This window comes from Enterobacter sp. R-1.6.2 (assembly GCF_035064085.1).
Lineage (GTDB): Bacteria > Pseudomonadota > Gammaproteobacteria > Enterobacterales > Enterobacteriaceae > Enterobacter > Enterobacter asburiae_B.
Genome location: NZ_JASEYI010000005.1, coordinates 97,104 through 119,610 on the forward strand (window position 1 = coordinate 97,104; position 22,507 = coordinate 119,610).

A 22,507-nucleotide genomic window follows, 5' to 3' on the forward strand; every position below is an offset into this window, starting at 1 on the left:
ACACGGAGCACCTGATGGTCACTACACACGTTTTTATCGCGGTTAGTCTTGATGGCTACATCGCCCGACAGAATGACGATATCAACTGGCTGCTGCAGCGCGACGATCCCACAGAAGATCATGGCTATGAGGCGTTCATCGCGGACAAAGAGTGGATCGTGATGGGCCGGGGTAGCTATGAGAAGGTACTGACCTTTGACGCATGGCCTTATGAACGGCCCGTGCTGGTACTCTCCCGACAGCTGGCCGGTACGACCGTGCCGGAGGCGCTGAAGGGAAAAGTGCAGTTCTCTTGCCGCACGCCAAAGGAGGTGCTGGACGATCTCGCTGCGCAGAACGTTCATCGGGTCTATCTCGATGGCGGACAGGTGATCCAGTCGTTCCTGCGCGAAGGACTGGTGGCCGATATGGTGATCACGACCGTTCCTGTCCTGCTCGGTGCGGGAAAACCGCTGTTCGGAACCCTTCCTCAGGATATCGATTTAACGCTTGTATCAAGCCGCAGTTTCCCCTCGGGTCTGGTGCAGTCACATTATCGGCTGATGCCATAAAACCATCGCGACGGCCTGCGCAAAAAAAAACCGCCAATAACTGGCGGTAAATGCTTGCATGGATAGATTTGTGTTTTGGTCTCTACGTCCCGACACTCCGTGGCCGGGCTGCGGATCCCTTACAACCTAACACCTGTTGCCTTAACGAACGCTAAACAACCTTATTAACCTGCATGGGTATTGATCTGCAAATAACGCATAAGCCCCTGCTCAGCGCTCTGTTTTGCGTCGTCATTAAGGGCTTCAAGATAAAAGGAACGGGCGACACCATAAGGTGCTTTTTCAGAGGGATACACCGCAAACTGGAATGTTTTTCCTCTTGCCTGATGAGTACAATCTAATTCCCAGCGCCGATCGTTTATTTTTTTGCTGGAGCAGGCAACGCCACCATAATCGCTGGTTAAATAGGAACCCACGCGAATTTCCGCAGAACGAATATATTCTGGTTCGTCATTACCTGCATAACGAATCCCTGCAGCGGCCACAACAGCAACCGCCAGAAGCGCAAGCGCTATTATTTTTTTCATTTAGAAATGACCTGTTCCTTAGCCAGAGACTAACTATTATATAAGGTTTATCCTTAATGCAAATATCTAATTGAGGTCCAGAAATGATACTTTACAAAGCGTCATAGTTTTTTTAGGAAATATCTTAACCGTAATTCCGAACCCACATTATTTGACATTTTCTTTTCGCTAATTTTAATTTTTGAATAATAACCCTAAAAAATAATCGACATGATTATCCCGCATTCTTTTTCAGCGGTGAATCCATGATTAAAAAAGGGTTATCTTTCGTCATGCTTATCTGTGCGCTGTTTTCCGGCCAGCTTATGGCCGGGCACAAAGGACACGAGTATTTGTGGGTCAAGAATGTGGCGCATCAGCTTCGTCATGAAGCCGACAGCGATGAGTTGCGAAGCGCTGCGGAAGAGTCGGCGGAGGGTTTGCGCGAGCACCACCTGTGGCAGAAGTCGCGCAAACCGGACACGCACGTTCGGTAATTAGCTGCCCTTGCGTTTCGGCAGCGTTTTCATCAGATCGTCCGGACTGACGGACGCCACGATACTGCCGGGCTGCGGCATTTTGAAGATGTGGTTTTTCATCTTACCAATCACATGCATTTCACAAGGACGGCAGTCGAACTTGAGGGTCAGAACCTCATCGCCGTTTACCAGCTGCATGGGGGTGGCCTTCCAGCTCTTAATGTTCCCTTTCGCCTGCTTAGGACACAGGTTAAACGCAAAGCGCAGGCAGTGCTTGGTGATCATCACCGGCACATCGCCCTTCTCTTCATGCGCTTCATAGGCTGCGTCGATCAGCTGCACGCCGTGGCGATGATAGAATTCACGCGCTTTATGGTTGTAGACGTTGGCGAGGAAGGATAAATGGGTGTCCGGGTAGACTGGCGCAGGGACGGTTTCCGCTTTACGGCTTCCGCGCGGATACTGCGCCAGGCGCGCGGCATCCAGCATCTCTGCCGTTTCACGGCGGAACTGGTTAAGCAGGCTGTTTGGCACGAACAGCGCGTCCGGCAGCGCCACGTCGATCGCGCGCGCGTAGTAGATCGTCTGGCCCAGCTTCGCCACGCCATCCTTCAGGCTGTTAAGCGCTTTTTCGGCGTTGTTTGCCACCTCGAAATGACCATCAAGCGTATGCGTCACGCTGATGCCGTCTTCGCAGGTCATGGTCAGAATCAGCTGCTCTTCCCAGCCGCCCAGCTCAATGTCCACGGCGATACGACGTTCGCTGGAGGTTTTCAGCAGCGCCTGCTGCCAGTTATGATCGAGATTACGGTTAAGCGCCGCGTTCGGCCGAGCCTTGTAGAGATCGGCGGGCATTTCATTCGGCCAGACGCGGTAGCGGTTCTCGCCGGTTTTCTCGACCATATTGGCACGGAAGCCCACGACCTCACGCTTAATCATCACGTTAAGGCCATCGCCGTTCGCCAGCGGTTCCGTCACTTCGACATCAAGGTGATCTTTCGCCACTTTCAGCACTTCGCCCACCGGTAAACCGATAAACTTCGGTGAGTCAAACGCGCCGATATCCCCTTTACGGGCATTCACAAAATAGTCCGTGCTGCCGCGGTGGAACGTTTTGTCCGTCGACGGAATAAAGAAATGTTCGGTGCGCCCGGCCGACGCGCGCGCCAGGTTGCCGCGATCTTCGATGATGGCGTCCAGCATCTGGCGATAGTGCGCGGTGATGTTCTTCACGTAGCTCATATCTTTGTAGCGCCCTTCAATCTTGAAGGAACGCACGCCCGCGTCGATCAGCGCGCCCAGGTTGGCCGTCTGATCGTTATCCTTCATGGAGAGCAGGTGTTTTTCGAACGCCACGACGCGGCCCCGATCGTCTTTCAGGGTATACGGCAGGCGGCAGGCCTGAGAACAGTCGCCGCGGTTGGCGCTGCGGCCCGTCTGCGCGTGGGAAATATTGCACTGACCGGAGTAAGCCACGCACAGCGCGCCGTGGATAAAGAATTCGATCGTCGCGTCTGTCGCCTGGTGAATATCGCGGATCTGATTCAGGTTCAGCTCGCGCGCCAGAACGATCTGCGAAAAGCCGACGTCGGAGAGAAACTTCGCCTTCTCGACCGTGCGGATATCGCACTGGGTACTGGCATGCAGTTCAATGGGCGGAATATCCAGCTCAAGCACGCCCATATCCTGGACGATCAGGGCATCAATGCCGGCCTGGTAGAGATCGGTAATCAGACGTTGCGCAGGCTCCAGCTCATCATCATGAAGAATGGTGTTCAGGGTCACGAACACTTTCGCCCCGAAGCGGTGGGCGAACGGCACCAGTTCAGCAATATCGCTCAGGCTGTTGCTGGCGTTATGGCGGGCACCGAAGCCCGGGCCGCCAATGTAGACGGCATCAGCACCATGAAGGATCGCTTCACGGGCAATGGCGGCGTCGCGGGCCGGGCTTAAAAGTTCAAGATGATGGGATTGCAGGCGCATACTTCGTCGTTATCCGTTATGGTCAAAATGGCGGCTATTGTAGTCAGAAGTATGCGTCAGCGAAACAGTTTTGCGTAGCGTCAGCGGGGATAATGAATCAGGGAGTGAAAATGCACCGTCCGGTCGCTGCTGTTGCGGTAGGCGTGCGGTTTATCGCCGGCGAAACGGACGCCCGAATCGGCAGAAATCGTCTGCCACGTGTCGTCAATCTTCATCTCCAGCTCGCCGCTGACCACCACCACATGTTCAATCACCCCGGCCTCATGCGGCGTGGATTCACTCAGCGCGCCGGGTGCCAGCGTGATGGAGAAATAATCAAACCCGAGCGTCTCGTCCCACGGAAAGAGCGGTTTGACCACCATCGCCTGCTGCTGCGGGTCAAACACCGCCTGCCGGTCCGCCGCTGGCGTGATGAACGCGGAAAACGGCACGTTCAGCCCGGTGGCTATTTTCCACAGCGTCGACACCGTCGGGCTGGATTCATTGCGCTCGATTTGCCCCAGCATCGCTTTTGACACGCCGGTCTCGTCCGCGAGCTTCGACAAACTCCAGCCGCGCGCCTGGCGCAGCGTTTTCAGCGTTGTTGCAAGGTGTAGTGTGATGTCCATAGTCCCTCCTGATGGCGATCAGCATACCACTTGTACGCTATAGCGCACAGTGTTACCTTATGCCGGACGTTATAACGCACAACGGAGTTCTCATGCGCCCTTCCTCTCACCTTGTTCCAGTCGCCCTGGCTGGATTTGTCGCCGTGCTGGTCGGTTACGCCAGCTCGGCCGCCATCATCTGGCAGGCTGCCGCGGCGGCTGGTGCCAGCGCACAGCAGATCGCAGGCTGGATGACCGCGCTGGGGATTGGGATGGGCGTCAGCACGCTGGCGCTTTCCTGGTGGTACAAAGCGCCGGTGCTGACCGCCTGGTCAACGCCCGGCGCGGCGCTGCTCGCCACCAGCCTGCACGGCGCAACGCTGCCGGAAACGATCGGCGTGTTAATCTTTGCTAACGCGCTCATTTTACTTTGCGGCATCACCGGGCTCTTCGCCCGTCTGATGAGGCTGATCCCCCATTCGCTTGCTGCCGCCATGCTGGCAGGCGTGTTGCTGCAGTTTGGCCTGCACGCGTTTGCGCACCTTGAGGGGCACTTTCTGCTGTGCGGCAGCATGATTGCGGCGTGGCTGATAGCAAAAGCGCTGGCGCCGCGCTACGCCATCGTGGTCACGCTGCTGGTCGGCGGTATCGTGGCATGGGCGGGCGGTGACGTTGTCACTGATAAGCTCACGCTCTCGCTTGTGATGCCTGAATTTATCGCCCCCACGTTCACCTTCACCAGCCTGGTGAGTATTGGCGTGCCCTTCTTCCTGGTAACCATGGCCTCACAAAACGCGCCGGGGTTCGCCACGATGAAGGCCTCCGGTTACCCGCTGGCGGTCTCGCCGCTTATCATCGTTACGGGAGCGCTGGCGCTGCTGTTATCCCCTTTTGGCGTCTTTTCTATCTGCATCGCGGCCATTACTGCCGCCATTTGTCAAAGCCCGGATGCGCATCCGGATGCCGGTAAACGCTGGCTGGCGGCCATCGCAGCAGGAGGATTTTATCTGCTGGCGGGGATTTTCGGCGGCTCGATTACCGGGCTGATGGCCGCTCTGCCGCTCAGCTGGATCCAGACGCTCGCTGGTCTGGCGCTGCTGGGCACCATCAGCGGGAGTTTATATCAGGCACTGAGCCACGAGGCGGAGCGCGACGCGGCCATCGTCACGTTCCTGATGACCGCGAGCGGCGTCACGATCCTCGGGATCGGTTCGGCATTCTGGGGGCTGGTGCTGGGCGGCGTATGCTATGCCCTGTTTTCACGCGCTCGCCGCGCGTAGCTGCGAAGGCGTCATGCCCGTCGCGCTGCGAAAGCGGTTGCTGAAGTGGCTGGCGGAGTTAAACCCACAGGCAAGGGCGATGTCAGTTAGCGTCGTCGCCGTGTTCTGCACAAGGGCCTTCGCTTTTTCCATTCGTCTCTGCATCACATACTGATGCGGCGCCAGCCCCGTCGACTGGCGGAACATGCGGGCAAAATGGTATTCGCTGAGGGTGGCCTGCGCCGCCAGTTCAGCCAGCGTCAGGGGTTGCCCGAGGTTCTCTTCGATAAAGGCCAGCACGTTACGCAGCACGAATGGCGATAGCCCGCCGGTGACGACCGGCAGCTTCCACTGAACGTTAGAGTAGTTTTGCAGCAGATGGGTCAGGAGCAGCGTAGAGGCCGTGCTCAGGGTGAGCTGGTTAGCGTGCTGCTGCCAGTCGCAGCCGAGCAAAAACTGGCGATACAGCGCGGTGATTTTCGGATCGCTACCAAAAATGCGCTCGTCGAGCGTCAGCGAAAGCGGGCGCTTGTCCCAGATCTTTTCCCCCACGTCGCGCAGGTGTTCATCGGTGCAGTAGAGATGCACAAACGACAGGTCATCACGGATATCCCACGTCGATTCGCTCTCTTTTGGCATCAAACAGAAGCGGTCCGGCCCCCCGCCGTTCTTCCAGCCGCCCGGCGTTTTTTGGTAGCTTTCGTAGCCGTCCGCCACGTACAGGCTCAGAGTATGATGGTTACTTTTTACCGTTATCGTATCGTGCTTGTTGTACCACGCTGCCAGCTGAATGCCCGAATTCAGCGAGACGGTTTCCCGCAGGACCGCATTCTGTTGGCAAAGCGTTTCAAAGGTATCGTAAGCGTGAGACATGACCGTAAGCGCGTGATTGACTGGAATATCAGTCTAAGAAGAGTTGTCTCCCGTTGCCAGCCCCCGGGAAAGAAAAAAGCGCAAGATTTTGCAAGTCGACCGCAAGCCGGTGAAAGCCCCTGACCGATCTCAGCGGCATACTGCGGGCTTCCGTGGTTTGAGAAGAGAAAAATATGAACGCATTATTATACGGACTGGTGGTGGTCATCTGGGGAACCACCTGGATTGCGATTTTCCTGCAGCAGGGTCCCGTAGCGGCGCCCGTCTCTATTTTCTGGCGTTTCGCCGTCGCCAGCCTCACGATGATGGTGGTATTAATCGCCCTGCGCCGCCTGCGCCAGCTGGCGCTGCGGGATCACCTTTTTTGTATGCTCCAGGGATGCTGCGTTTTCTGCTTTAACTTCTGGTGTTTTTACGCCGCAGCCTCGCACATCAACACCGGGCTGGAATCGGTGATCTTTTCCATGGCCGTACTCTATAACGCCATTAACAGCTTTATCTTCTTCGGGCAGCGCCCGCCCGCGCGTTTCTGGACGGCGGCGGCACTGGGCCTGACTGGGATCGTCACCCTCTTCTGGGACGATCTGCTGGCCAGCGGCTGGAGCGCGTCGCTCCTGACCGGGATTGGTCTCTCCGCGCTCGGCACCTACGGCTTCTCGCTGGGCAATATGATCAGCATGCGTCACCAGCGCAAAGGCCTTGAAACCATGACCACCAACGCCTGGGCGATGCTCTACGGCACCCTGGTAATGGGCTGCATTGCCCTGTTCAGAGGCGACAGCTTCGCGCCAGAGTGGACCATCAGCTACATTGGCGCGCTGCTCTATCTGGCCGTGTTTGGTTCGGTGATTGCCTTTGGCGCCTACTTCACGCTGGTGGGACGTATCGGTCCGGGCAAAGCGGCCTACAGTACGCTGCTCTTCCCGCTGGTGGCGCTGTCCATCTCTACGGTGTATGAAGGCTACGTCTGGCATATCAACGGTATCGTGGGGTTATTGCTGATTCTGGGGGGAAATATGGTGATGTTTACCAAACCAGAAACCTGGTTCAGACGCTTACGAATGGCGTAAATAAAAAGGCCTGCATTACGCAGGCCGTTTTATTTTATTTCGCGGTCTTTTTCACATCAAACATGGTGGCGTCCGTCGCCATGTCATCAACAACCTGCTTCAGCGTCGCAAAGGTCATCGGCGTACTTTCGTTGTTCAGATCTTTACCTTCGCCTTTACGCACCACCTTCATGACCGGTTTGTTGGTGGCCGCATCGATCAGTTCGCCTTCAAAGAAGAGATGCGTATCCATGGTGCGATGTCCGGTTGCCATCTGCGTACCTGCTACAACCAGCGCGACCGGCACCACTTCATAGAACTGCAGACCTTCTTTCTGCGAACTCACCCCGGTAATTGCACCGCGGAAAATCAGGCTGTGTTTACCCGGCGTGGTCACGACTGGCTTACGGGTACCAATAGCAGTTTTCATTTTGTTATTGGTGTAATTCAACAGCTCATCAAGCGTTTTTTGACCAATTTGAGTGGTCGGTTTAGGCGCAGGATAATAAGTAATCGGCGTCCAGAGAATACTGTCGTAATTAGCTTCGTTATAGGAAGGATCAACCCAACGCAGCGTTGGTTTACCCGTCGCAGACGTCGTCTGCTGCAAGCCTGAATAGTCTTTTAAAAAGCCAGAATATTGTTCGGGAGCCGCGACTTTTGAAGAACAGCCCGCCAACGCCAACAGACCAGTAAGCACTGCAACTTTAAAAAAAGTTTGAGTACGCATGATAGTTTTCCATGTTATCTGCAAGTATGCATTTGAAGTTATAGCAAAAGACCGGCGGGTTTGTTGTGACAAAAAATGATGCGGGGAGCACAAATTGCGAAAAGACTGCCCGGAAGCGTGCCGGGCAGTGAAAAATTACTGATTTATATCCAGTTGCCAGAACAGATGTTTGCCAAACGGGTCTATTTCATAGCCCGTCACCTCCTTGCGCACCGGTTCGAAAATAGTTGAATGCGCAATCATCACCGCCGGCATTTGATCATGCATCATTTGCTGAGCCTCTTTATACAGCGCCACGCGTTTATCGCGATCGGTGGTTGATTTTGCTTCCGCAATAATGTTATCGAAGGGCTTGTAGCACCATTTCGCCGAATTTGAGCCGCCGTTTGCCGAGGTACAGGTAAATAGCGGACCAAAGAAGTTGTCGGGATCGCCCGTTGCGGTCGTCCAGCCCATCAGCGCGGCCTGATGTTCCCCGCCCTTCACGCGCTTAAGGTATTCGCCCCACTCGTAGGTGACGATTTTGGTCTGTACGCCGATTTTCGCCCAGTCGGCCTGAATCATCTCCGCCATGCGTTTCGCATTCGGATTGTACGGACGCTGCACCGGCATCGCCCACAGGTCGACGCTCACGCCGCTGGCAAAACCGGCCTCTTTCAGCAGCGCTTTCGCCTTTTCAGGATCGTAATCGTAATCCTTAAGCTCGCTGTCTGCGCTCCAGACGCCCGGCGGCAGCAGATTCTTTGCAGCGGTGCCGGTGCCGTGGAAAACCGCATCAATAATGGCCGGCTTATTGATGGCCATCGCCAGCGCCTGACGGACTTTTACGTTATCCAGCGGCGGCTTTTGGGTATTGAACGCCAGAAAGCCGGTATTCAGTCCGGCTTTGCTCATCAGGTTGATGTCTTTGTTCGCCTTCATGCGCGGCAGGTCCGCCGGGTTCGGGAACGGCATCACCTGACATTCGTTCTTCTCGATTTTGGCAAACCGCACGGAGGCATCCGGCGTGATGCTAAACACCAGCCGATCCAGCTTCGATTTCCCCTGCCAGTAGTCGTCGAACGCCGTAAACAGGATCCGCGAATCCTTCTGATACTGCGCCAGCTTAAACGGCCCGGTGCCTATAGGCTCCATATCCACCTTCTCCGGCGTGCCCGCTTTGAGCATCGCGTCGGCATATTCAGCGGACAGGATCGAGGCAAAATACCATGCCAGATCGGCGACAAACGGCGCTTCCGGGTGCGCCAGGGTAAAGCGAACGGTGTGGTCATCAACTTTATCAATGCCGGTAATCAGGCTGCCAAACTCCAGACTTTCGAAGTTGGAATAGCTGCCGTTAGAGACGTTGTGATACGGATGATTCACGTCTTTCTGGCGCATAAACGAGAAAATCACGTCGTCGGCGTTAAAGTCGCGGGTCGGCGTGAAGGATTTATTGCTCTGGAATTTGACGCCCTTACGCAGATGGAAGGTGTAAACCTTGCCGTCGTCGCTCACCTCCCAGCGCTCCGCCAGGCTTGGCACCAGCTCCGTGGTGCCGGGTTTGAAATCAACCAGACGGTTATAGACCGGCACGGCGCTGGCGTCCACGCTGGTTCCCGAGGTGTATAGCTGAGGATTAAAGTTTTCCGGCGATCCCTCGGAGCAATACACCAGCGTTTTCGCGGCGACGGTGGAACTGACCGTGAGTGCAGCAAGCGCCAGCGTTATAGTTGTGAGTTTGCTTTTCATCATTTATTCCTGTCTTTTTAATTCGACGGCTAATTAATTCTTTTGCCATTTCATAAATAACATTAAAGTGATGTGGCAAACACCTGAAAAATAAATAAGGAATAAATCACTATGGGCTCGCCGCTTTCCAGACAATTAACGCACCGTTTTTTCCGCTATCTCGCGATCACCAGCCAGAGCGATCCCAAAGTCAAAACCCTGCCCTCAACGCCGGGCCAGCACGACATGGCGCGGGAGCTGGCGCAGGAGCTGGCACAGCTGGGGTTAGACGATATTGTTATTGATGAATTCGCCACGGTAACGGCGGTCAAAAAAGGCAACGTGCCCGGCGCGCCGCGCATCGGCTTTATTACCCATATTGATACCGTGGACGTGGGATTATCACCGGATATTCATCCACAAATATTAACGTTTACCGGTGAAGATCTCTGCCTGAATAAAGAGAAAGACATCTGGCTGCGGGTTAACGAGCACCCTGAAATTCTGGCGTATCCGAATGAGGAGATTATTTTCAGCGACGGAACCAGCGTATTGGGCGCGGATAATAAATCGGCGGTCACGGTGGTCATGACGGTGCTGGAAAACCTGACGGCGGAACATCAGCACGGGGATATCGTCGTGGCGTTTGTGCCTGACGAAGAGATCGGCCTGAACGGTGCAAAAGCGCTGGACCTTAAGCGCTTTGACGTCGACTTCGCCTGGACCATCGACTGCTGCGAGCTGGGGGAAATTGTCTACGAGAACTTTAATGCGGCAGCCGCTGAGATCCGCTTTACCGGCGTAACGGCGCACCCGATGTCCGCCAAAGGCGTGCTGGTGAATCCCCTGCTGATGGCGACTGACTACATCAACCATTTTGACCGCCAGCAAACGCCGGAGTGCACCGAGGGGCGTGAGGGCTATATCTGGTTTAACGGCATTCAGGCCGGGCAAAGCGAGGCCATTCTTAAGGCCAATATCCGCGACTTTGACAAGGACAACTTTGCCGCCCGCAAGCAGCAGATTGCCGACGTAGCCGCGCTGGTTGCCGCCCAGTATCCAACGGCCAGGGTGGACTATCGCATTGAAGATACCTACAGCAATATCAGCAATGCGATTGGTGAAGACAGGCGCGCCATCGATCTGATGTTCGAGGCAATGGAATCACTCGGCATCACGCCGAAGCCGACTCCCATGCGCGGCGGTACCGACGGCGCGGCGCTCTCGGCAAAAGGGCTGCTCACGCCGAACTTCTTCACCGGCGCGCATAACTTCCACTCGAAGTTTGAATTCCTGCCGCTGTCGTCGTTCGAGGCGTCTTACAACACCGCCCTGCAGATCTGCCTGCTTGCTGCCCGCTAAGCGGGCTTGCGCGCCAGCATCGTGGCAAAGCGCAGCTTGATGCGGTTGCCGTTTTCGTCGGTGCGGTGCAGTTCGCCAACGTCTTCGTTGTATTTGAGCAACTCCCAGCCTTCGTAGTAGTTGCTCAGCTCACCGCTTTTGAACGCAAACGGGAAGCCGACGGTGCACGGGTAATCCGCCGTGTCCATCGCGGCAACAATCAGGTTGTAGCCGCCGGGCCTGGTGCAGCGCTGCATGTTGGCGATAAGTCCCGGGATGGTTTTTGACTCCAGGAACATCAGCACCACGGTGGAGAGAATGAAATCGTACTCGCCGTCAAAACTCAGGTTGTTGAGATCTTTAATCGCCGTGTGGAGGTTATCGATCCCTTCTTCCGACTTAATGCGCTCGATATTCTCGATGCTCATCGGGTTCTTGTCCCATGCGGTCACCTCGTAACCGTTGGCCGCCAGATAAAGGCTGTTGCGGCCGTTGCCGCAGCCCAGATCCAGCGTTTTGCCCGGTTTAATCTGTGCCGCACTGAACAGCACCTCTGAATGGGTGCGGGTTAAGCCATATTTCTCTGTGAAGTAATTCTCATCAACGGTCATTATTTTTTCCTGAGCCTGCATAAGTTTAAAGTGCATCCTGAATGCCATTTTAAGGCGTTTACCGTCTGGTTGCCAGCCGCTCGAAAACCGAAAAATTTGCTACGTTTAGTTAAGACGCTTATCAGAGACCTAAAGATGAACAAATATCGCCTTAGCGACGAAACCCGCCTCTGGCAATGGAAAAACGGCGAAACTACCCGCTCCGTCACGCTGCGGCAGATTATCGCGACAGTGGATTTTAACGACGTGACGGTCGGTACGAAAGGCGGCTGGGTTGACGATGAGCGCGCCCTCGCGCAGGACGGAGACGGTTGGATCTACGACGAAAACAGCGTGGTGTTTGCCGGTGCAACCGTGTCCGGCAATGCGCGACTTACCCTACCGTGCATCGTTAGCCACGATGCGCATATCAGCGGCAGCTGCTGGCTGGACGGCGCGGAGGTCAGCCACGGGGCGCGCATAAGTGACAACGTCACCATTCAGCACTCCTGCGTGCGGGGCGAATGCCATCTCTACGGCGACGCCCGCATTCTGCACAACAGCGTTATCATCGCCGCCAAAGGGCTGACGCCGGACCATGACCAGATCCTGCAAATCTACGATAAGGCGACCGTCAGCCAGTCGCGCATTGTGCATCAGGCGCAAATCTACGGCGAGGCGATGGTTAATTTTGCGTTTGTTGAGCACCGCGCCGAAGTATTCGACAACGCCATCCTCGAAGGTAACGACTTAAATAACGTCTGGGTCTGCGACTGCGCAAAGGTCTATGGCAACGCCCGCGTGATTGCCGGTTATGACGAGGATGCCATTCCGACGGTGCGCTACAGCTCTCAGATTGCGGAGAATGCCGTGGTGGAGGGAAACTGCGTCATCAAGCACCACGTTCTGATTGGCGGTCAGGCCTGGCTGCGCGGCGGGCCGATCATGCTGGATGACAAAGTGGTGATCCAGGGACGCGCGAGGATCAGCGGGGATGTACTCATCGAGCACCGGGTTGAAATCACCGATGATGCGGTCATCGAAGCGTTTACCGGGGAGAGCATTCACCTGCGCGGCGAAAAAGTGATTAACGGCGACCAGCGCATCACCCGCACCCCGCTGCTGGGGGCGTTATAGGGCGTAAATCTTCCCGTAGATATTCACATCGTCAAAGCGGCCATTCAGGTATTCCGCTTCCCGCAGGCACCCTTCCAGCGTAAAACCGTTGCGTACGGCAACGCTGTTGCTGTGCTGATTCGCCACCCGACACTTGATCACAAAACGGCGGATCTCCCCACGTTCGACGTAGTAGCGCATAAACGCCTGCAGTGACCGGGAGAGAATGCCCTGCCCCTGGTGGGATTCATCCAGCCAGTAGCCGATGTACCCGGCCTTGTTGGCTGGTTCAATCGTATTGAACGACAGCACGCCGACCAGTTCATCACTCTTGAATATCAAAAACATTTTGGCGTAGCCGCGCTGGTGCAGCATCTGGTTACTTTGCACGTTGCGGCGGGTATCGTCCTCGCTGCCCACGTGCTGCGCCCAGTCAAAGGCGGTTTGCAGAAAGGTTTTGTTTTTGACGACGAGATTATGCAGATCGGCGGCGTAGCGCTCTTCGACGGCGCGAAGCTCGAGAGCGTCAGATACCGGGATAATTTCGGATTTTGCTGCGGTCATTGCCCCTCACCCTAACCCTCTCCCGGAGGGAGAGGGAATCGATCGTTAACGCATTACCCGGTCGTCAACATACTGACGTTTATCCGGCGCTGGCGGGAAATACTGGTACAGCCAGGTTTCACTGATGGCATCGCCCTGGCAGCGCAGGAACAGGCGCATATCCACCGGCTCCGTCGAATCCGAGGTTGGGTACCAGTCAAACAGGATGCGATAGCCGTCAAACGGCTCAACGTAGAGGATCTCAACCTGCTTCGCTTGACCGCTGGAGAGCGTAATCACCGGCTCGATGCCTTTTGGCGCAGCGGCCTTGAGGTCGCCACCGACGAAGTCGATAGCAAAGCGACGGGCCCACACTTTCGGGTAATTTTCGCCCGGTGCCCAGCCTTCCGGGAAGCCGCCCATACCGGTACGGGTGGCGAAGACGTTGGCCAGCGGAGAACGCACCGGCGGCATGGCGCTCCAGTACAGACGATATTTAAAGTCCAGCTCGTCGCCCGCCTTCACCGCTTTTTCCGGCTGCCAGAAGCAGACCACGTTATCCAGCGTTTCGCCGGTGGTCGGGATCTCCATCAGGCCAACCGCGCCTTTACCCCAGTCGTTACGCGGTTCAACCCACAGGCTCGGGCGTTTGTTATACCAGCCCATCACGTCCTGATAGTGCGAGAAATCGCGGTCGAGCTGCAGCAGGCCGAACCCTTTCGGGTTTTTGTCCATATAGGCGTTAAACTGCAGCTTCTGCGGGTTGTTCAGCGGACGACAGATCCACTCCCCGTTGCCGCGCCACATTGCCAGGCGGTCGGAGTCATGAATTTGCGGGTGAATGGTGTCACACATGCGGCGTTCGTTATTGCCGCAGCTGAACATGCTGGTCATCGGCGCGATGCCGAGCTGCTTGATGTCCTTCCGCGCGTAGAGATGGTTTTCCACCTCCATAATCACCTGGCTCTTCTCGCAGTGGATCACGAATTTATAGGCGCCGGTGATGCTCGGGCTGTCCAGCAGCGTGTAGACGGTAAAAGTCGTGTCGCCGGGCTTGACGGTTTCAAACCAGAAGGCGGTAAAGTCCGGGAACTCTTCCGGCGTGTCGGTAAAGGTATCTACCGCCAGACCGCGCGCGGAAAGGCCGTACTGGTAGGTGTCATCCACCGCGCGGAAATAGCTCGCGCCCAGGAAAGAGACAATATCGCGACGCGCCAGCTCAGGCGCCTTAAAGGCGCGGAAGCCCGCAAAGCCGAGATCGCTTTGCCCTTCCAGCTGTTTGGTATCCACACCCGTTTCACCGTAGCTGAACAGCTCCGGACGGAAGTGGATCTCGCGCGCCATAGAGGTTGACTGGTCCAGCGAGAACATCCGCACGCGGCGGCGGAACCCCATCCCCATATGGAAGAACTGCACGTCCAGCTGACGCCCTTCAATGTTGTTCCACAGTGACTGTTTTTCATCGTAGCGGATGGCGTTGTACGCCTGCGGCGTCATGGTTGCCAGCGTGTCCGGCAGCGGACGCGGCGCGCCACCCCACGGGGTTTTCGCCAGGTCATGCGCCATGGATTGCAGTACGGAGAAGTCGAAACGACGGCTCTGGCCGTCAGCAATGTCAGAGTCGGCAGCGTATGCCGCTTTGGAAAACAGGGAAGCAAGGCCAGATGTGCCGCTCAGGGCTGCCACTGCCAGCGAGCCTTTTAGAAAACGTCTGCGATTCATGCCTGGAAAAACGTCCTTATGGTCGTGTGAATGTGTTTCGCGCTCGGCGAAATGACGGCAAGAAAGAACGCACAGCCTAAACAAAAATGGTTAAGAATCCAATTGTTGGCCGGTGTTTATATGAACAAAGTGATAAATATTTTCTGTCGACCAGAACGGCCCGAAAGTGGTGTAAAAAACAGTAAATACACAAAATCATTCATGCTGGATCAAGGCGGCAAGTCTGAGAATCCCCAGGAGCTTACTTAAGTAAGTGACTTGGGTGAACAGACGTAGCCAACGCAGAGGCAGCTTGAAGGATGAAGTGTATTAAAAATGCCCCGGCGCGACATCGTTCGCCGGGGCTAATGAGGCGATTATTTTACGCTGACATCGATACCCGGGAAGTACTTATCAGCGAGTTTAGCGATCGTGCCGTCGGCACGTACTTTATCAATCGCGGCATCAAGCTGCTTTTTGGTGGCCTCGTCGCCCTTACGCAACCCAAAACCGATCCCACTGCCGAGGATAGTGTCGTCAGACACCGGTTTGCCGATGAAGCCAAACCCTTTCCCCTGCGGCTTGCTGAGGAAACCTGCCTGCCCGGCCGCGGACATGACCAGCGAGGCGTCGATACGGCCATTCAGCAGATCGCCCCAGGCCATATTCTGATCTTTATAAGACACCACGGTGACACCCTGCTTTTCCCAGTGCTCTTTGGCATAGGTTTCCTGGATGGATCCCTGCAGCACGCCGATGGTTTTCCCCTTCAGCCCTTCTGGGGTTGCCTCAACCGCCGTGCCGGCCTTGCCGACCAGCTGCGACGGAATACGGTAGATCGGTTGGGTAAAATCAATGCTCTTGCGGCGCTGCTCGGTGATGTTCATCGCCGAGTTGATGGCGTCAAATTTCTTCGCCACCAGGCCCGGGATCAGCGCATCAAAGGAGGTTTCAACCCAGCTGCACTTCAGCGCTGCCGCTTTGCAGATGGCATTCCCCAGCTCAACGTCAAACCCTTCCAGTTCGCCCGCCGCATTGCGGCTCTCAAACGGCGGATATTCCGCTTCCAGACCGTAACGCAGCTCGGTGGCCGCGAAGGAAGAAAAAGTACACAGCAATCCCATGCCGACAACTAACGCGCGTAATTTCATCTCATACTCCTCAGCGTGGTTTAACCCGACACAGGGCCTGGGCACCTGCCCGTAACGTCGCCTCATCTTTCGCAAAAGAGAGACGAATCAATTTATTATCCGTACCGTCCGCATAAAACGCCGACAGCGGAATGGTGGCAACGCCGTACTCAACGATCAGCCGTTTCACCAGCTCGCTGTCGCGCTCGTCGCTGAACTGGCTGTAGTCCGCCAGCATGAAGAACGATCCGGCGCTCGGCAGCAGCGTAAACGGCGAATCGGCCAGCAGGCTGTGCAGGAGATCGCGCTTGCGCTGGTAAAACGCCGACAGCGACAGCCAGGTTTGCGGGTCCACCATATGTTCAGCAAACGCGTGCTGCATTGGCGTATCGGCAGAAAACATTAAAAATTGATGCACTTTACAAATCTCGTCCATCAGTACCGCCGGTGCAACACAGTAACCCACGCGCCACCCGGTGACGTGATAGGTTTTTCCGAAAGAGGAAATAATTACGCTGCGCTCCGCCAGCTGCGGGTGCGTGGCCATCCCGTGATGCGGCTCGCCGTCAAAAACGACGTGTTCGTACACTTCGTCAGACAAAATAATGATGTCGGTATTGCGCGTCAGCGCCGCCAGCTGCTGCAGGTCACTGGCGGAGAAGACCTGACCGCTCGGGTTGTGCGGCGTGTTGATGATGATCATGCGCGTGCGCGGGGTGATCGCAGCGCGAACCTCATCCCAGTTGACGGCAAAATCCGGCACGGTGAGCTTGATGGCAATCGGGGTTGCCCCCTGCAGACGGACAATCGGCGCGTAGCTGTCAAAGGACGGCTCAAAGTAGATCACCTCATCGCCCGGATGCACCAGCCCGCTAATCGCCGAATAGAGCCCTTCGCTGGCGCTGGCGGTCACCAGCACCTCGCTGGCAGGGTCGTACTGCGTGCCGTAGAGCGTGGCAATTTTATCGGCAATACGTTCTCTGAGCGGCTGCAGACCGGTCATCGACGCGTACTGGTTATGCCCCGCCTCCATTGCGCGGGTGACGCCCGCAATCAGCTTCGGGTCGCAGGAAAAATTCGGTGCGCCCTGAGAAAGGTTAATCGCGTTATGCTGCGCCGAGAGCTGGCCGATAACGGTAAAAATGGTGGTTCCCACATCCGGCAGTTTGGAGCGCGTTTGCACTGGCGTTCGTAAAGTCATCCTCTTTCCCTTCTCATGGACATTGCATAACTATTCAAACAACATCTGTGCTGTCGGGACAATCGAATTGTTGTCATAATAGCCATGAGAAAAATGCATAGCTGAGGTGTTTTCTATGTCACGCCGTTCGCTCCCCCTTAATGCCATCGACGCTTTTTTAGTCACCGCGCGTCACCTCAATCTTACCCATGCTGCGGCGGAACTGTGTCTGACGCAGGGGGCCGTGAGCCGTAAGATTGCCTCCCTTGAGGCGTGGTTTGGCTTTCCGCTTTTTGAACGCCACGCGCGCGGGCTGCGCCTCTCACCGCAGGGTAGCGCCCTGCTTCCGGAGCTGCAGTCCGCTTTCGAGCAGCTGCTGTCCGTGGCCGACCAGGCCCGCAGCCAGCACACCGTGATCCGGCTGAAGGCCCCCACCTGCGCCATGCGCTGGCTGGTGCCGCGCCTGCTGGAGGTGGAGCGCGAGCATCCGGATCTGCAGATCGCGCTGACCACCACTACCGATCACAACGTCAATTTCAAAACTGAGTCTTACGACGCGGCCATCGTGTTCGGTACGCACATGAGCGCAGGCGATCTGCTGTTCGAAGAGGCGCTCACCCCGGTGATAAGCCCGGTGCGGGCGGGTGCTGCGCTGGGTTCGCTGACGTTTCTGCACCCGACAAGGGACAAGACGGACTGGTCGCTGTGGCTGACGAAACAGGAAGGTCCGGGCTTTGCCATGCATAAAAATCAACACTTCGATACGATGGATCTCGCCATTACGGCCGCCATTCAGGGGCTCGGCGTCGCCATCGCCGACGAAACGCTGGTGGCAGAAGATATTCACGCGGGAAGGCTGGTACGGCCCTATGAGACAAGCATAAAAACCGGCGCAAGCTACCGGCTGGTGCTGCGCGAAACGCCAGGCGAGGAAAATGGTCTCGCGGCGTTTCGCGCCTGTTTGCTTAATCGAGGCTGACGTGGTGCTTCATCACCCGCTTGAAGAGGCTCATGCGGGCGCGCATAAAGCGGTTTTCAAGCCTGAAAGCTGCATGTTTATTCACGCCAATGCGTAACAGAACGTCCCGCCCTTTACGGCACGCGGGCCAGTGCGTCGGCCCGGGCAGGATGTCGCGACGACCCGCGTCACGCGCAAAGCTCACCCAGTAATCCGCGACGTGGGCAGCAAACTGCAGATCCCGCTCATTGACGTACTGACGTGAAGGCTCCACCTGGCCGAGCGTATCGAAGACGTAGGGAACTTCGTTGCCGTGCCAGGCGCCGTTGATGTACGTGGCATGTTCCGCCTCTGCGACATAGTCAAACCAGTAACGCCAGCACAACCCACCGACGCGCTGCTGGGCCTGCATCACCACGTAGCCCATCGTGGTAAACGCCATGTCGCGACACACCTGCCTGCCCAGCTCTTCATCGCCCTTCACGCCCGGGTAGAGCAGCTTAATCAGCCCCAGCCCGAAGCGGCGCTCCCGGCGAAGCTTCTGAATTTGTCCGGCGAGATCGATGCCAAACACCGCCATCACGCTGGCTTCATCGCTGTTGGAGCCAATCATCACCGGCACCGGATGCTGACGCGCGGCGAAAAAGACGTCAAGCATGGCTTCCGGCAGAACACAGTCTCCTGCGATAGGAGCCGGAGCGACGTTCAGCGGCGCGGTGAGCGGCCAGAACGCCTCGGGCGAAATGGCGCGCAGCTGCCCGGCGGTCGCATTTTCCAGCCCGAAATGGGCGGCCAGCGCTTCCCCTTTTTGCAGCGCCTGCTCGCGCGGCGTGTCCGGTAAGGTGTATCCGCTTTGCACAATCGCCTTGTGGAACAATCCTGCTGCCAGCGGAGAGGCCAGCAGCGAGAGCACGCTCCGCGCGCCAGCGGATTCGCCAAACAGGGTCACATTGGCGGGATCGCCGCCAAACCCGGCGATGTTATCCCGCACCCATTCGAGCGCGGCGATCTGATCCAGCAGGGCAAAATTATGCACCACGCGCCCTTCCTCGCCTTCCAGCGCGGGATGGGCGAAAAAGCCGAGATGGCCGAGACGGTAGTTAATCGTGACCACAACCACGCCGCGCGTGGCCAGCGCTTTGCCGTTATACGGCGGCAGGCCTCCGGCACCAATCGTAAACCCGCCTCCGTGCAGCCAGACCATAACCGGAAGCGGCTCGGCCCGCTCTGCGGGAGACCAGACGTTAAGGTAGAGGCAATCTTCGGAAAACTGGCCCGGATCGCCGCCGCCGAGCTCCTGACAATACTCGCTGCTTTGCCAGCTTGAGGGCGAGAATGCCGTGGCCTCGCGCAGCCCATCCCAGCGTTCAGGCGGCCGGGGCGAGCGCCAGCGCCACTCCCCCACGGGCGGCGCGGCGTAGGGAATACCGCACCAGACGTGGACGTTCTCATCGGTTAAACCAGACAGTGCGCCCTGGCGCGTTTCAACCACAGGGGCGGAAGGATTTTGCATAACGACCTTAATTTTTCCATCACACCCCAGCAGAGTAACGATTTCAGAGCAAACCGCAACGCTGTTTACTGCGCGTTTCAGCCTCCTGGTAGAGCGTAAACTCGTCATACACCGGGCATCCCAGCGCGTCTTCAAACGCATCGCGGCTGGCGTTACCGTGGCTGCGGGCCTGGGTTTCGTTCCCGAGGTTGGACTGGAAAATCCCCGCGGCGCTGACCGGGAGGAAATCTTCGTAGGTGATCGGCTGGGCAACCACCCATCCGCGCTCGATCAGGGGCTGCGGATCGTCGCCCGGACGAAACGCATGCCGATGCGCTTCCCCGGCTGGCGTCAGGCGGTAGCGGAAATAAGCCAGCTCCTGACGGCGCATGAGCATTTCGCTGTCCGGGAAGGCGCTAAAGATCTCCCGCAGATGCAGCTGATGGGTCAGGTTATCTTTACCGGTACCGGCCTGGGCGAGAAGGCTATCGTACAGCTCACGGCCTTTCGGGGTCAGCGCCACGCCGCGCTGTTCAATCTCACCGAAGCGCGCGGTGTGGGTGCCTTTATGTTCACCGGCAAACAGCACCGGCTCTTCCAGCGCCTTGAAGCTGGTTTGACGCAATAAGACGGGCACCTCGCGACGCGGCGGCCCTTCGATCAGAATTTTTGGCTCGATACCGTACTTCGGCATCAGCTCCTGCACCCGGTCAATGTCCAGCGTGCGCGGCGTGAGGTGGTTAATATGACAGCCCGGGAAGCAGACCACGTCGGCAATCAGACGGTGCTCGTTGTGCAGCGCCAGATAGGTTTCTTGATCGACCGTCGCATGGCGGTGCCAGCGGAAGGTTTCTAACGCTTCCTGCACAAATTCGTGCGCCTGTGCGTCAGTAAACTGCCCTTCCGACTCGTGGAGGTCGATCAGTTCCAGGCAGCGCGGGGTGAAGATGTTGCGGTGAGACAGGATCTCCGCGGCCCGCTCGCGCAGCGCGACGTTTTCAATCAGCTCAAGACGCAGCAGCGAGGTAAAGATACGAAACGGATTCCGGCACAGCGCCGCATCCTCTATCGGACGAAACGCCGTTGAGTGGACGGGCACTCCCGCCTGAGAGAGATCGTAATAGCTGACCGGGTACATACCCATAATGGCAAACATACGGCGCAGGGTTGAAAGCTCCTGTGCCGTGCCCACGCGGATCGCCCCATGACGCTCCACGTTCAGGCGCGCAAGCTCATCGGCGTTAGCCAGTTGTTCATGTAATAGTGGATTATTTTCCAGAACCGCCAGGTTTACGTCCGCAACCAGTTCAAGCAAGGTGCCGTACTGCGGAACTTCCTGCTGGTACATCGCCGACATAGCCTGCGAAAAGTGTTCCCGAATGTCATCAGCCGTGATGGTGTTCGCCATGATGTCATGCCTCCAGTGAATATTACCTGGAGTGTAGAGAAACCCGTTCCTTCCGGGGGGAAGAATTTCTGAATTGTGATCTTAAGACGACAGTGGTCAAACCGTGTGCTATCAGGCCCCTGAACAGCGCCTAACGGAACCGCCCTTTCAGCCTGAACGCTTTTATCCAGGATTTTCCTTATAATTATTTAGGGTTCCGCTTTCTATCTATAAAGGAGTATTTTTTGGCTCTCTTCTGAATGCAAATTAACCAATTCGAGTACGCCATTATTTTTATCCTCTTCTTTCAAATTTTTAGCTCGAAGTTAGGATTAATCTGAATGGTTGTTTACAAGTCCTTCCTGTCTATCCATATTTCTCTTTTAAGCGAAGCGCAAATTTACAAATATTTAAAAATAACGCAACCGCAAATAGCAAAACGCATTTGACGGATGACGCACAGCGACTAGAGTTATTACTCGAACGACGAGTGATACGGAATATTTTCGTATCGTACTGACATAACCAATATATGACTATGAGGTTTAATATGGCAGAGCATCGTGGTGGTTCCGGTAATTTCGCTGAAGATCGTGAAAAAGCATCAGAAGCTGGACGTAAAGGTGGCCAGCATAGCGGTGGGAACTTTAAAAACGATCCGCAACGCGCTTCTGAAGCGGGTAAGAAAGGAGGACAGAACAGTCACGGCGGAGGCCGTAAATCTGATAACTCCTGATCTTATTTAATACTCTTTTAATAAAACCAGAGAGCATACTGCGGGCTGAAAAGCTCGCAGTACCCTTTCCTTATTTTACCGGAGCGTAATTATTATGAATATGAAAAGCGTCGAGGATGTCTTTATTCATCTTCTCTCGGATACCTACAGCGCAGAAAAGCAGCTTACCCGTGCGTTAAGCAAACTTGCCCGCGCCGCCTCCAGCGAGAAGCTGAGCGCCGCTTTTACCGCACACCTTGAGGAGACGCAGGGTCAGATCGAACGTATCGACCAGATCGTCGAGCAGGAAGACGGTATCAAGCTTAAGCGCATGAAGTGCGTGGCGATGGAAGGCTTAATTGAAGAAGCCAACGAAGTCATCGAAAGCACGGAAAAAAATGAAGTACGTGATGCCGCACTTATTGCCGCCGCGCAAAAAGTCGAACATTACGAAATTGCCAGCTACGGTACCCTTGCCACATTAGCAGAACAACTGGGCTATAAAAAAGCCGTTAAGCTTCTTGCCGAAACGCTGGAAGAAGAAAAAGAGACCGACCTTAAACTCACCGACCTGGCCGTAGGAAATATTAACCAAAAAGCGCAGAAATGACGCAATAATACAGGTTA

At 56.1% G+C, this 22,507-nt stretch carries 22 protein-coding genes; 9 read left to right on the plus strand and 13 right to left on the minus strand.

The features are described 5' to 3' along the window. Positions 1-14 precede the first annotated feature (14 nt). Positions 15-551, plus strand: coding sequence for a dihydrofolate reductase family protein (locus QMN93_RS07690; RefSeq protein WP_193139261.1), 537 nt, complete (start codon positions 15-17; stop codon positions 549-551). A gap of 164 nt (positions 552-715) precedes the next feature. Here the strand turns inward: QMN93_RS07690 and QMN93_RS07695 are convergent, their stop codons facing one another. Further along, positions 716-1,078 (minus strand): hypothetical protein, encoded by a 363-nt coding sequence (locus QMN93_RS07695; protein ID WP_033145521.1) that lies wholly within the window; start codon positions 1,076-1,078, stop codon positions 716-718. 245 nt (positions 1,079-1,323) lie between these two features. Here QMN93_RS07695 and QMN93_RS07700 point away from each other — a divergent pair, with 245 nt between their 5' ends. Then, complete coding sequence (locus QMN93_RS07700) at positions 1,324-1,554, plus strand: DUF2554 family protein (protein ID WP_039262502.1); 231 nt, start codon at positions 1,324-1,326, stop codon at positions 1,552-1,554. Here the strand turns inward: QMN93_RS07700 and QMN93_RS07705 are convergent, their stop codons facing one another. Both QMN93_RS07705 and QMN93_RS07710 read right to left on the minus strand, forming a co-directional pair. Then, a complete protein-coding gene (locus QMN93_RS07705; protein WP_193139259.1) occupies positions 1,555-3,519 on the minus strand; it encodes a U32 family peptidase in 1,965 nt (654 codons plus the stop codon). Positions 3,520-3,599: 80 nt separating this feature from the next. After that, positions 3,600-4,127 carry a helix-turn-helix domain-containing protein gene (locus tag QMN93_RS07710; RefSeq protein ID WP_033145518.1) on the minus strand — a complete coding sequence of 176 codons (528 nt, stop codon included), beginning with the start codon at positions 4,125-4,127 and terminating at the stop codon, positions 3,600-3,602. A gap of 92 nt (positions 4,128-4,219) precedes the next feature. Here QMN93_RS07710 and QMN93_RS07715 point away from each other — a divergent pair, with 92 nt between their 5' ends. Then, positions 4,220-5,386 (plus strand): benzoate/H(+) symporter BenE family transporter, encoded by a 1,167-nt coding sequence (locus tag QMN93_RS07715; RefSeq protein WP_193139257.1) that lies wholly within the window; start codon positions 4,220-4,222, stop codon positions 5,384-5,386. Here the strand turns inward: QMN93_RS07715 and QMN93_RS07720 are convergent. Then, positions 5,366-6,238 carry a helix-turn-helix domain-containing protein gene (locus QMN93_RS07720; protein ID WP_193139255.1) on the minus strand — a complete coding sequence of 291 codons (873 nt, stop codon included), beginning with the start codon at positions 6,236-6,238 and terminating at the stop codon, positions 5,366-5,368. The genes QMN93_RS07715 and QMN93_RS07720 overlap by 21 nt on opposite strands. Positions 6,239-6,411: 173 nt before the next feature. On the opposite strand from QMN93_RS07720, the gene QMN93_RS07725 reads away from it, so the two are divergent. After that, complete coding sequence (locus tag QMN93_RS07725; RefSeq protein WP_193139253.1) at positions 6,412-7,308, plus strand: DMT family transporter; 897 nt, start codon at positions 6,412-6,414, stop codon at positions 7,306-7,308. Between the two features lie 34 nt (positions 7,309-7,342). On the opposite strand, the gene QMN93_RS07730 is transcribed toward QMN93_RS07725, so the two are convergent. Both QMN93_RS07730 and QMN93_RS07735 read right to left on the minus strand, forming a co-directional pair. Further along, positions 7,343-8,017 carry a DUF3313 domain-containing protein gene (locus QMN93_RS07730; RefSeq protein ID WP_033145514.1) on the minus strand — a complete coding sequence of 225 codons (675 nt, stop codon included), beginning with the start codon at positions 8,015-8,017 and terminating at the stop codon, positions 7,343-7,345. Between the two features lie 135 nt (positions 8,018-8,152). Further along, entirely contained in the window at positions 8,153-9,748 is a 1,596-nt protein-coding gene (locus QMN93_RS07735) for an ABC transporter substrate-binding protein (RefSeq protein WP_182383972.1), read from the minus strand. A gap of 111 nt (positions 9,749-9,859) precedes the next feature. On the opposite strand from QMN93_RS07735, the gene pepT reads away from it, so the two are divergent. Then, entirely contained in the window at positions 9,860-11,089 is a 1,230-nt protein-coding gene (pepT, locus tag QMN93_RS07740; protein ID WP_182383541.1) for a peptidase T, read from the plus strand. On the opposite strand, the gene tehB is transcribed toward pepT, so the two are convergent. After that, positions 11,086-11,682 (minus strand): tellurite resistance methyltransferase TehB, encoded by a 597-nt coding sequence (tehB, locus tag QMN93_RS07745; RefSeq protein WP_127353285.1) that lies wholly within the window; start codon positions 11,680-11,682, stop codon positions 11,086-11,088. The two genes, pepT and tehB, sit on opposite strands and share 4 nt — an antisense overlap. Positions 11,683-11,814: 132 nt before the next feature. Between tehB and ydcK the strand changes: the two genes are divergently transcribed. Continuing rightward, entirely contained in the window at positions 11,815-12,795 is a 981-nt protein-coding gene (gene ydcK, locus QMN93_RS07750) for a YdcK family protein (protein WP_182383540.1), read from the plus strand. On the opposite strand, the gene rimL is transcribed toward ydcK, so the two are convergent. From rimL to QMN93_RS07770, 4 genes are all read right to left on the minus strand, one after another. Then, complete coding sequence (gene rimL, locus QMN93_RS07755; protein ID WP_033145509.1) at positions 12,790-13,338, minus strand: 50S ribosomal protein L7/L12-serine acetyltransferase; 549 nt, start codon at positions 13,336-13,338, stop codon at positions 12,790-12,792. The genes ydcK and rimL overlap by 6 nt on opposite strands. A 45-nt stretch (positions 13,339-13,383) precedes the next feature. Then, positions 13,384-15,039, minus strand: a complete 1,656-nt coding sequence (locus QMN93_RS07760) for a glucan biosynthesis protein D (RefSeq protein WP_182383539.1) — start codon at positions 15,037-15,039, stop codon at positions 13,384-13,386. Positions 15,040-15,395: 356 nt separating this feature from the next. Further along, positions 15,396-16,169 (minus strand): transporter substrate-binding domain-containing protein, encoded by a 774-nt coding sequence (locus QMN93_RS07765; RefSeq protein WP_025756391.1) that lies wholly within the window; start codon positions 16,167-16,169, stop codon positions 15,396-15,398. Between the two features lie 10 nt (positions 16,170-16,179). Continuing rightward, positions 16,180-17,349, minus strand: coding sequence for a pyridoxal phosphate-dependent aminotransferase (locus tag QMN93_RS07770; protein WP_047651261.1), 1,170 nt, complete (start codon positions 17,347-17,349; stop codon positions 16,180-16,182). A gap of 115 nt (positions 17,350-17,464) precedes the next feature. Between QMN93_RS07770 and QMN93_RS07775 the strand changes: the two genes are divergently transcribed. Continuing rightward, the gene (locus QMN93_RS07775) at positions 17,465-18,307 is read left to right on the plus strand and encodes a LysR family transcriptional regulator (RefSeq protein WP_039262517.1); all 843 of its coding nucleotides are present in this window, start codon (positions 17,465-17,467) and stop codon (positions 18,305-18,307) included. Here QMN93_RS07775 and QMN93_RS07780 read toward each other — a convergent pair. After that, positions 18,294-19,799 (minus strand): carboxylesterase/lipase family protein, encoded by a 1,506-nt coding sequence (locus QMN93_RS07780; protein ID WP_193139252.1) that lies wholly within the window; start codon positions 19,797-19,799, stop codon positions 18,294-18,296. The two genes, QMN93_RS07775 and QMN93_RS07780, sit on opposite strands and share 14 nt — an antisense overlap. A 43-nt stretch (positions 19,800-19,842) precedes the next feature. After that, positions 19,843-21,186: a VOC family protein gene (locus QMN93_RS07785; RefSeq protein WP_033145503.1), complete on the minus strand. Its 1,344-nt coding sequence runs from the start codon at positions 21,184-21,186 to the stop codon at positions 19,843-19,845. Positions 21,187-21,715: 529 nt separating this feature from the next. Here QMN93_RS07785 and QMN93_RS07790 point away from each other — a divergent pair. Both QMN93_RS07790 and QMN93_RS07795 read left to right on the plus strand, forming a co-directional pair. Beyond that, complete coding sequence (locus QMN93_RS07790; protein ID WP_004150795.1) at positions 21,716-21,901, plus strand: general stress protein; 186 nt, start codon at positions 21,716-21,718, stop codon at positions 21,899-21,901. 94 nt (positions 21,902-21,995) lie between these two features. Then, the gene (locus QMN93_RS07795) at positions 21,996-22,490 is read left to right on the plus strand and encodes a ferritin-like domain-containing protein (protein WP_008502272.1); all 495 of its coding nucleotides are present in this window, start codon (positions 21,996-21,998) and stop codon (positions 22,488-22,490) included. The last annotated feature ends 17 nt before the right edge of the window (positions 22,491-22,507 follow it).